The 9,171-nt window shown below is 76.3% G+C and carries 10 protein-coding genes; 3 read left to right on the forward strand and 7 right to left on the reverse strand.

The annotated features are described in order from the left end of the window. Nucleotides 1-37 precede the first annotated feature (37 nt). The 3 genes from ACFXHB_RS00740 to ACFXHB_RS00750 all read right to left on the reverse strand — a co-directional run bounded on the left by ACFXHB_RS00740 (nucleotide 38) and on the right by ACFXHB_RS00750 (nucleotide 3,628). A complete protein-coding gene (locus ACFXHB_RS00740; RefSeq protein WP_380571095.1) occupies nucleotides 38-1,348 on the reverse strand; it encodes a deoxyguanosinetriphosphate triphosphohydrolase in 1,311 nt (436 codons plus the stop codon). A gap of 149 nt (nucleotides 1,349-1,497) precedes the next feature. Then, on the reverse strand, nucleotides 1,498-2,487 hold the full coding sequence (locus ACFXHB_RS00745; RefSeq protein ID WP_380571096.1) for an SGNH/GDSL hydrolase family protein: 990 nt from the start codon (nucleotides 2,485-2,487) through the stop codon (nucleotides 1,498-1,500). A gap of 196 nt (nucleotides 2,488-2,683) precedes the next feature. After that, a complete protein-coding gene (locus ACFXHB_RS00750) occupies nucleotides 2,684-3,628 on the reverse strand; it encodes a PAC2 family protein (protein ID WP_380571097.1) in 945 nt (314 codons plus the stop codon). A 691-nt stretch (nucleotides 3,629-4,319) separates the two neighbouring features. Between ACFXHB_RS00750 and ACFXHB_RS00755 the strand changes: the two genes are divergently transcribed. Further along, nucleotides 4,320-5,048 (forward strand): GNAT family N-acetyltransferase, encoded by a 729-nt coding sequence (locus tag ACFXHB_RS00755; protein WP_380571098.1) that lies wholly within the window; start codon nucleotides 4,320-4,322, stop codon nucleotides 5,046-5,048. Here the strand turns inward: ACFXHB_RS00755 and ACFXHB_RS00760 are convergent. Further along, nucleotides 5,038-6,297, reverse strand: a complete 1,260-nt coding sequence (locus ACFXHB_RS00760; protein ID WP_380571099.1) for an ADP-ribosylglycohydrolase family protein — start codon at nucleotides 6,295-6,297, stop codon at nucleotides 5,038-5,040. The genes ACFXHB_RS00755 and ACFXHB_RS00760 overlap by 11 nt on opposite strands. A gap of 110 nt (nucleotides 6,298-6,407) precedes the next feature. Here ACFXHB_RS00760 and ACFXHB_RS00765 point away from each other — a divergent pair, with 110 nt between their 5' ends. After that, entirely contained in the window at nucleotides 6,408-6,848 is a 441-nt protein-coding gene (locus ACFXHB_RS00765; RefSeq protein WP_380571100.1) for a hypothetical protein, read from the forward strand. Nucleotides 6,849-6,962: 114 nt separating this feature from the next. Beyond that, entirely contained in the window at nucleotides 6,963-7,403 is a 441-nt protein-coding gene (locus ACFXHB_RS00770; RefSeq protein ID WP_380571101.1) for a hypothetical protein, read from the forward strand. An 85-nt stretch (nucleotides 7,404-7,488) separates the two neighbouring features. Here ACFXHB_RS00770 and ACFXHB_RS00775 read toward each other — a convergent pair whose 3' ends face one another. The 3 genes from ACFXHB_RS00775 to ACFXHB_RS00785 all read right to left on the reverse strand — a co-directional run bounded on the left by ACFXHB_RS00775 (nucleotide 7,489) and on the right by ACFXHB_RS00785 (nucleotide 8,910). Further along, nucleotides 7,489-7,806 carry a transcriptional regulator gene (locus tag ACFXHB_RS00775; protein WP_380571102.1) on the reverse strand — a complete coding sequence of 106 codons (318 nt, stop codon included), beginning with the start codon at nucleotides 7,804-7,806 and terminating at the stop codon, nucleotides 7,489-7,491. Then, complete coding sequence (locus tag ACFXHB_RS00780) at nucleotides 7,806-8,276, reverse strand: hypothetical protein (protein ID WP_380571104.1); 471 nt, start codon at nucleotides 8,274-8,276, stop codon at nucleotides 7,806-7,808. The genes ACFXHB_RS00775 and ACFXHB_RS00780 overlap by 1 nt, the downstream gene beginning before the upstream one ends. A 118-nt stretch (nucleotides 8,277-8,394) precedes the next feature. Next, the gene (locus tag ACFXHB_RS00785) at nucleotides 8,395-8,910 is read right to left on the reverse strand and encodes a ribonuclease (protein ID WP_380571105.1); all 516 of its coding nucleotides are present in this window, start codon (nucleotides 8,908-8,910) and stop codon (nucleotides 8,395-8,397) included. Between the last annotated feature and the right edge of the window lie 261 nt (nucleotides 8,911-9,171).

A 9,171-nucleotide genomic window follows, 5' to 3' on the forward strand; every position in this document is an offset into this window, starting at 1 on the left:
GACGGCGCCGATCGCCGACCGCGCCGGGGCGGCCGCCTCACGGCCGGGCCGTTCCCAGCAGCCTGGCGTGCAGGGCCAGGGCGGAGGCGTCGGTGAGGGTGGCGATCTGGTCGATCACCGCGCGCAGGGCGGCGCCGTCGTCCTCCGCCTCGCGGTAGAGGGCGGCGAACACCGGGTCCAGACCCTCCGGGGCGCGCCGCACGAGGACATCGGCCAGCTCGGCGATCACGATCCGCTGGCGGGCCCGGAGCTGGGCCTGCTCGTCGCGCTGCATCACGAAGCGGACGGCGACGGCCTTGAGCACCGCGCACTCCAGCCGGACGTCCCGCGGCACCACCAGCTCGGCCCCGTAGCGGGTGAGCCGGCCGGGGCCGTAGCGGGCCCGGGTGGCCTGCTCGGCGGCCAGGCAGAACCGGCCGATCAACTGGCTGGTGAGGTCCTTCAGACCGGCCCTGGCGCGGGCCGAGCCGTCGTAGGCGCTGGGCCACCACTCCTGGCCGAGCAGCCGGTCCAGCGCGGCGGCCAGTTCCTCGGGTTCGGCGTCGGGGGCGTAGCGCTCGGCCACCTTGAACAGTTCGGCGCGCTCGCCCGGGGCGCGCAGCACGGCCGGCTCGATGTGGCCGGCCTGGAGACCGTCCTCCACGTCGTGGGTGGAGTAGGCGACATCGTCGGACCAGTCCATCACGGTGGCCTCGAAGCACTTGCGCCCGGCCGGGGAGCCGGCCCGCAGCCAGCGGAACACCGGCAGGTCGTCGGCGTAGACGCCGTACTTGGAGGAGGCCGGGTCGACCGGGTGCGCGCCGTACGTCCAGGGGTACTTGGTGGCGGCGTCCAGCGCGGCGCGGGTCAGGTTGAGGCCCACGCTGCGACCGGGCCAGGGGGCGAGCCGGGCGGGCCGCTCCTCCTGCGGGGCGAAGCGCTTGGGCTCCAGGCGGGTGAGGATGCGCAGCGACTGCGCGTTGCCCTCGAAGCCGCCGCAGGACTCGGCGGCCTGGTCGAGGGCCTCCTCGCCGGTGTGTCCGAACGGCGGGTGGCCGATGTCGTGGGCCAGGCAGGCGGTCTCGACGAGGTCCGGGTCGCAGCCGAGGGCGGCACCCAATTCCCGCCCGACCTGGGCGCATTCGAGCGAGTGGGTCAGCCGCGTCCGGGGGAAGTCGCTGCGCATCGGGGCGACCACCTGGGTGGTGCCGGCCAGCCGGCGCAGGGCGGCGGAGTGCAGCACGCGGGCGCGGTCGCGCTGGAACGCCGTCCGGCCGGGGCGCTTGTCCGGCTCGGGCACCCAGCGGGCCTCGGCGGCGTGGTCGTACGGGATCGGGGCGGCGGTGAGGCGGTGCGCGGTGTCGTCCATATGTCAATCACCGTACGCCGCGGCTCGGACAGCCGGGGTGAGCCGCGCGCGAAGGGGCGCGGGCCGGGGCGTGAACCTTGGCCGCCCGCCCGGGGGCGGCGGGCAGCCCCGCCCCGGCCCTGCGGGGCCGGTCCGGCCGGGCCCCCGGATCAGCCCCGGACGGCCTTCAACACCGCTGCGGCCACGCCCTCCTGGCCCCTGGCGTTGGGGTGGATCGCCGCCAGCCCGGGGGCCGGGAAGGGCGGTTCCACCCAGCGCACCGCCTCACCGGCGCACATGTCGTGGCCGGCCGAGGACGCGGCCGCGTCCACGAACACCGCGCCGGCCGTCTCCGCGCGGCGCTTGAGCATCGCGTTCAACTGCTGTTCCTTCTCGGCCAGGAAGCCCAGGTCGCCCTCGGAGACCGTCCGGCCGAGCACCGGTACGCAGCTCGCCGGATCGGCCGGCAGCAGCCCCGGGTAGCCGACCACGTAGACACGGGCCTGCGGGGACCGGCGCTTGACCTCCCGCAGCACCTGGCCCAGCCGTTCGCCGGCCGCGTCCACCTTGCGCTGCACCTGGTCGGCGGCGCCGCCGGCGGAGGCGTAGTGCTCCCGGCACGGCGCCGCGGCCCGCTCCGAGCCGATCAGGCTCTTCACGGCGTCCGCCAGGTTCTCCTTGGCGCACTCGCCGACGACCTCCATGAACCCGGCGTCGTTGCCGCCGATCCCGACCGTGACCAGGCGGGTGGCCGGGGAGAGCGCGTCCAGCTGCGGCGGATTGGCCCCGCCGGCGTCGGTCTGCTGGGAGCCGGTGAGGTCCCCGGTGCGGGCACCGCTGCAGCTGACGTCCGTGAACCGGCCGTCCGCCAGCCCGAGCGCCTTCGCCACCAGGGACGGGTAGTTGACGGCCGAGCGGGCGCAGCCCCTCGGCTCGCCGACCTGCGGGGAGATCTTCAGGCCCGCCGTGTAGGAGTCCCCGAGGGCGACGTACGGGCCGGCGGGCGTCGGGGTCGGGGTGGGCGTCGGGGTGGCCCGCACCGGGCGGGGGCCCTCCGGTGACCCGGCGGGGGCGGCGGTGGAGCCGCCGGCGGAACTGCACGCGGCCAGCAGCAGGGCGCTGAGCCCGGCGACGAGCACCGCGGTCGGACGTGTGGACATGGGCATGGAATCCCCCCGGGGGCCGGAGCCGGCGGCGTTTCTCTCTGACAACGGCCCGTCCCCCGGGCACCGCACCGGCAACGAACGACGGCCCCCGATCGCTCCCGGGCCGGGCGGGCCGTTCCCGGCGCGGACGTCGGGGCGACTCGGGGCCGACCGGCCCGGCTCGCGGCCGGGGGCGACCGGGGCGCGCGGACTACTCGGGGCCGCGCTCGTGCTCGGCCAGGAACTGCTCGAAGCGCCGGCCCAGCTCGTCCGCCGACGGCAGGTCGACCGGCTCGGCCAGCAGGCTCTCCCGGCCCTCCGCGCCCGCGACGGCGTCGTACTGGCCCTCCATGCCGCGGATCGCCGAGCGCAACTCGCCGTCCCCGTGGGTCAGCTGCTCCTCGATGTCGGCGTACACCTCGCCCACCCGCTCGCGCAACGTGGTGCCCGGCAGCACCAGACCGGTGGCCGACTGGACGGCCTCCAGGATGAGCACCGCGGCCGCCGGGTAGGCCGAGCGCGCCACGTAGTGCGGCACGTGCACGGCGAAGCCCAGCACGTCGTGGCCGGCCTCGGCGAGCCGGTACTCCAGCAGCGCCTGGGCGCTGCCCGGCACCTGGGCCTGCTCGAACCACTGCGGGTAGCCGGGGGCGAGGTCCAGCCGGTTGCCGTGCGGGGTCAGGCCGACCGGGCGGGTGTGCGGCACGCCCATCGGGATGCCGTGGAAGTCCAGCGTCAGCCGGACCTCGAAGCGCTCGGCCAGCAGGCGCACGGCGGCGGCGAAGCGCTCCCACTCGACGTCCGGCTCGGGGCCGGTGAGCAGCAGGAAGGGCGAGCCGGCCGCGTCGTGGACGAGCCGGAGGAGGATCTCCGGCGGCTCGTAGGAGGCCCAGTGCTCCCGGTCGAAGAGCATCGCGGGGCGGCGGGCCCGGTAGTCCACCAGGCGGTCGTGGTCGAAGCGGGCCACCACCTGCGGCGTGCCCTCCTCCAGCAGGTGGGCCACCACCTGGCCGCCGGCCTCGCCGGCGTCCATGAAGCCCTCGAAGTGGTGGAGCAGCACCAGGCCCGCACCGGTGTCGGCCAACGCGGCCTTCGCCGCCGCCACGGCGGCCACGCCCCGCTGATCCAGCTCGTACAGCTCCTGGGGATCACGCACCGCGCACCCAACCCCGTTCTCTACTCGTCGACTCGTACCGGCCACTCGTCGTCTGCAGCGTGCCGGGCGCCGCCGGAATTCCCGCCGCGCGCGACCGTCGCCCGGCCGCTTCCCCCGGCCAACGCCCGGCGACCCGCCCGGGTGCCCCCGGAGCCCCGCCGCGGCGCCCTCCGAACCATGATCGCACCCGACGGGAAACCCGCTGGTCACGGGCGCCCGAAGCCACGCCCGGGCGCCCGTCCGGGGGGCCCGCGCGCCCATTCGTGTGCGGTGAGGTGACGCACCGCCTTCTGGCGGGTATCGTCCTCTCGCTGCCTCGCATCGTCGCGTCGTCGTCACGTCGTCCGTAACGCCGTCGATCACGTCCCGGCCCGGTGCTCGGCCAGCCACCCACGACGCATCTTGCCTTCATCTGGCCGCCTGCTTCCCTTCGCGCTCCCGTTTCCTCCTCGGCCATCTCGCGGACGCACACTGTCCCCTCGCTCATCCCGCCGGACCGGTCCGTCGACCCGTGTCCGCTCCGGCACCGCGCTGCCCGCCTCCGGGCCGCCGCCCCCCACCCCGCTCGACCGGCCTCCGGCGTGCACGGGCACGGGCGGTCCGACTCCGGGGTCGGGGCGAACGTCCACGCAGCCCGAGCCGCACCCCGGCGCGGGACGCGCCCTCCGACCGATGAAGGACCGAAGGTTCCGTGCCAGTACCTGTCATCCTCACCGGCCGCACTGTGCGGCTGGAGCCCCTTGCCGCGCACCATGCCGAGGCCATCGCCGAGGCCGGCGCCGAGGACCGTACGACCTACGCCTTCACCCCCGTCCCGCACGGCCTGGAAGCGGCCCGCGAGTACATCGCGCGCGCCCTCGCCGACCGGGCCGCGGGCCGGGCGCTGCCGTTCGCGACGGTGAGCCTCGCGGACGGCCGGGTGGTCGGCTCCACCCGGTTCCTCGAACTCGACTACTGGCAGGGCCCGGTCGTCTGGCCGCCGGTTCCCGGCGTGCCGTTCGGCGATCCGGCCACGGCCGTCCCGGACGCCGCCGAGATCGGCAACACCTGGCTCTCCCCCCGGGCCCAGGGCAGCGGCATCAACACCGAGGCGAAGCTGCTGATGCTGCGCCACGCCTTCGAGGAGTGGGGGGTGCAGCGGATCTCGATGCGCGCCGACGCCCGCAACCTGCGCTCCCGGGCCGCGATCGAGCGGCTCGGCGCGACCTCGGAAGGCGTGCGCCGGGCCCACTCGCGCGGGCTGGACGGGGTGGTGCGCTCCACCGCGTTCTACTCGATCCTCGACTCCGAATGGCCCGCCGTGCGGGACATCATCGAGCTGCGGATCGCCGCCGCCACCTCGCCGAGCGCCCCCGAGCGGGCGATCAACCAGGAGTGCCTTAGACACGGCGGCGGCGCGGGGCAGCTGATCACGGCCTGAGCGGCGGTTCGCCGGTGGCGGCCCCCCTCAGCAGGCGGGTGAGGACGTCGAGGTCGCGACCGGGGCCCGGCGCGGCCGGCCACCGGTCGTGGCTCGCCTCGACGACCGCGGACACCGGGCGCCAGCCGCCGCGCACCCGGCCGACCACGACCTCGAAGACGACGTGCCCCTCCGGACGGCAGAACCGCAGGACACCCTCCCGGGTGTGGACGCGCCACCGCCGGTCCAACGCGTCCGGCGCCGCCCCGGTCCGGATCCGCTGCCACTGCTCCTCGGTCCACACCACGTCCGGCACGGGGTGGGGGCGCGGGATCCGCGTCGGCGGGGTGCCCCGGTCGCCGGGGACGCTGCCGGGCTCCGGGAACGCCCAGGTCGGCAGCGGCTCGCGGGCGGCCAGCCAGCCGGCCGGGATGCCGGCCGTCCCGGTGTGCGCGGCGACCACGCCGCCGGTGACGGCGGCGACGGTGTCCATGTCCCCGCCGGCGCCGATCGCCTCCCGGACCGCCGCCGGGTAGTCCGTCAGCCCGCGGGCGGCGCACCAGAGGGCGTAGGGGACGGTGTCGGCGGCGCTGGTCCGGCTGCCGTTGCCGAGCACCCGGGCGGCGACCCGGAGGTCCGGCTCGGCCAGCAGCGCGATCGCCTCGGTCAGACCGTCGTGGACGGCGCCGGCCGGCGTGTGGTGGCGGACCTCCGTCAGGAAGCCCTCCGGCGTCATGGCCTCGGTCCGGGCCCGCACCGCGTAGGCGGCGGCCACCGCGACGGCGACCGCGCCGTCGACGGCCTGCGGGTGGGTGTGGGTGATCAGCGCCGTCTCGGCGGCCGGCCGGATCACCTCCGCCGGATCGGCCGCGTACAGCGCCCCCAGCGGGGCGATCCGCATCGCGGCGCCGTTGCCGTAGGAGCCCTGGCCGTCGAACAGCTCGGCGGCCAGCGCCCTGGCGTCGCCGCCCTCGCGGACCAGGCGCAGCAGGCGGTTGGCGGCGGGGCCGTAGCCGCGGTCGAAGTCGTGCCGGCGGGCGAAGGCGTGGGTGAGGTCGAAGGTGTCGATCGTGCCGCGCTCCACCCGCGCCGCGTACACCGAGCAGGCCATCTCGGTGTCGTCGGTCCACGGCCAGGGGCCGGGCGGGACGGTACGGGCCGCGAAGTGGGTCGCGGCGGTGTCGGGGACGAAGTACTGGGCGCCGAGGGCGTCGCCCACGGAGAGGCCGTTGAGGGCGTCGAGCGCCGGGCCGGTGTGAGGGGTCGTCATCGTGGCCAAGCTCACCCCGCCGGCCGACGGCGCGTCAACACCGTTCTCGGGAGGCTCCCCCGACGGGCGATGTTCCGCATACCCCCGACCCGGTCGGGAAGCACCCCGGCATGACCCGTACGGAGCTCCTCGACCCCCTGCTGCTGCTCGGCGCCGACCAGCAGCACATCGTCACCCGGGCGCAGCTGCGCCGGCTCGGGGTGCCGTCCGGCACCATCGCGCACCGGCTTCGACCGGGCGGGCCGTGGCAGCGGGTGCTGCCGCGGGTGATCCAGCTGCAGAGCGGTCGGCTGACCCCGCACCAACGGCTGCGCGCGGCGCTCGCGTACGCGGCTCCGAAGGGACGGTCGGCGCGGCCCGGCGAGGTGCTGCTGACCGGGGAGGCCGTGCTGGCCGCGGCCGGGCTGCCGTCCGCCGGGCACCCGGCCGATCTGGTGGGCGTCGACGTACTGGTCCCGGGCCCGCGCCGGGTCGCGGACCGCGACTTCGTCCGGATCCACCGGGCCCTCGGGGCGATGCCGGGCGGGTTCGAACGGGACGACGGACTGTGAAGCACGACGGTCGCGCGGGCCCTGGCCGACCTGGCGTCGCGGGAGACCGGGCAGCGGCGGTTCCGCGCGCTCTGCGCGGAGGCTGTCCAGCGGCGGCACTGCGATCTGGGCGAGTTGCTGAACCAGTTGCTCGCCCGTCCGGGGGCGTCGGCCCTGCCGTGGGTCGCCCAGGTGGTGGAGGAACTCGCGGCCGGGGTCCGTTCGGTCGTCGAGGGCGAGGCCCGCGAGCTGCTCCGGGCGGCCGGTCTGCCGGAGCCGCTCTGGAACCCGGTGCTGTTCCTGGACGGACACTTCCTCGCCGTCCCGGACGCCTACTGGCCGCGGGCCCGCGTGGCGCTGGAGATCGACTCACGGGCCTGGCACCTGCGCCCCGCCGACCACGAGCGGAGTCTGGCCCGGGCCAACCGCCTCACCGCCGCCGGCCTGCCGGTCGTCCGCGCCACGCCGGTCCAGCTGCGGCGGGACCCGGACCCGGTGCTGCGGGAGCTGCGCGCGCTGCTCGCCACCGGCCCGCACGGCCCGCACGCGCGGATCGGCTGGCGGCCGGCCCGGTAGGGCGGGCGCGGGCCGCGGGGCGGGTGGGAGCGGAGGCCGGGTACCACGTGCGCACCGCGCGCGGACGTGCGGGCCGGGCGCTGGCTCAGGCCCGGTCCTGCGCGGCGCCGGCGGCCTCGGCCGCGGCCACCAGCCGCTGGAGTTCGCCGAGATGGGCGGCCAGCGCCTTGCGGCCGGCCTTGGTGGCGCCGAGCCAGGTCCGCGGGCGCTTGCCGACGTACCCCTTCTTCACCGCCAGGTATCCGGCCTCCTCCAGGGCGGCCGCCGCCTTGCTGAGCGCCGAGTCGGATACCTCGCAGTGATCACGGACGGTGGCGAACTCGGCCTCGGCGCAGGCACTCAGGAAGGCCAGCACGGTCAGCCTGGTCGGGTGCTGGAGCAGCGGATCGAGTGCGGCCGGCATCAGTGGACCACCGGCGTCCGGCGGATCCACGCGTTGAGCCGGCCGGTGGCCGCCCAGAACGCCGCCCCGGCCGCCACTCCGGCCGCCGCTCCCGTCCACCGCGCGCCGCCGCCCGCCAGCCAGGCGAGCAGCATCCCGGCCAGCCCCGCCGCGATCACTCCGAGGACGGCCAGCAGGACCGGGCGGGTCAGGCCGGGCGCCATCCGGTGCACGATGCCGCCCTCGTTCATCGCGATCCGGGCCAGGGCGCCGGTCAGAGCGGCGAAGACCACTCCGAACAGCGCGCTCAGCCAGCTCAGCCCGGCCCCGACGGCCTGTCCGACCCCGGTGCCGTAGACCGCGAAGGCCACCGCGAAGGCCGGGCCGTACCAGCCGGGCAGGCGGCCCGGGGCCTGGGCGGCGGCCCTGGCCCGGGCGGCCAGGCGCAGCGCCTCGGCAGCGGGCAGGTCGGCGGGTTCGGCGGTGCTCATGGAATCCCCCTGGGTGGCCGGGTGCCCGCAGGCACCGGGCGTCGTCGGTACTTCCACTATGGCATCTACTTTCCAGACTGGAAAGTACTTTCCATGGTGGCGTTCCGCCCCGGAGGAGTCAGCAGCGCGCGTCGATCTCCTGGAAGGAGCCGTAGTGGTCGGCCGTCCAGTACTGCTCTCCGATAACGCCGGTGACGACCCGTCGGGCGCCGCGGTCACCGGATCCCGGGGTCACCACGGTGTACTCGTGGTAGTAGCCGGAGGCCTTGCGCGGGAGGCGGTTCTCCCGGTTCTCGAAGACGATGCCGTCCGAGCGGTACGGGTAGGGGCCGCCCTTGGCGATCAGGCCGAGGGTGTCGAGGGCCTGGGTGGGCAGCTTGGTGCGGCAGACGTCGGCCAGCGCGGGATCGGTCGGCACCCAGCCGCCGGCCGGGGCCGGGGTGGTGCCGGCGGGCGGGGACGGCCTGGGGGCGGAGGGTTTGGGACCCGTGGCGGAGGCGACGGAGGAGGGGGCCGAGGTGGCGGCGGCCTTCGGACGGTCCGACCCGTCGTCCGAGAGGAGGTAGCCGACGACCGCGGCGAGCACGCAGATCAGGACGGCCACCAGGGCGGACAGGCGGTTCTTGCTGGTCATGCGCTCCAGCTTGGCAGCCGGCCGGGCCAGGGCCGGCCAGCCACACACGTGGCCGCGGCCACACCCGGGGCGGCCCCTCGGGGCAGCCGGGCGGGCAGACCCGCGGGCGGACGGGCGACCGGGCGGGCAGACCTGCGGACGGGCAGACGGGCAGACGGGCAGACCGGCAGAGAAATGCGACCGGGGTGGGAACGGACGCCGTTGTCCGTTACCACCCCCGGGGCGCGAAGGAAGCCGGGGGTGCAGCGCCGCGGGACGGTG

The sequence above is a fragment of the Kitasatospora sp. NPDC059327 genome (assembly GCF_042752535.1).
Classification (GTDB): Bacteria; Actinomycetota; Actinomycetes; order Streptomycetales; family Streptomycetaceae; genus Kitasatospora.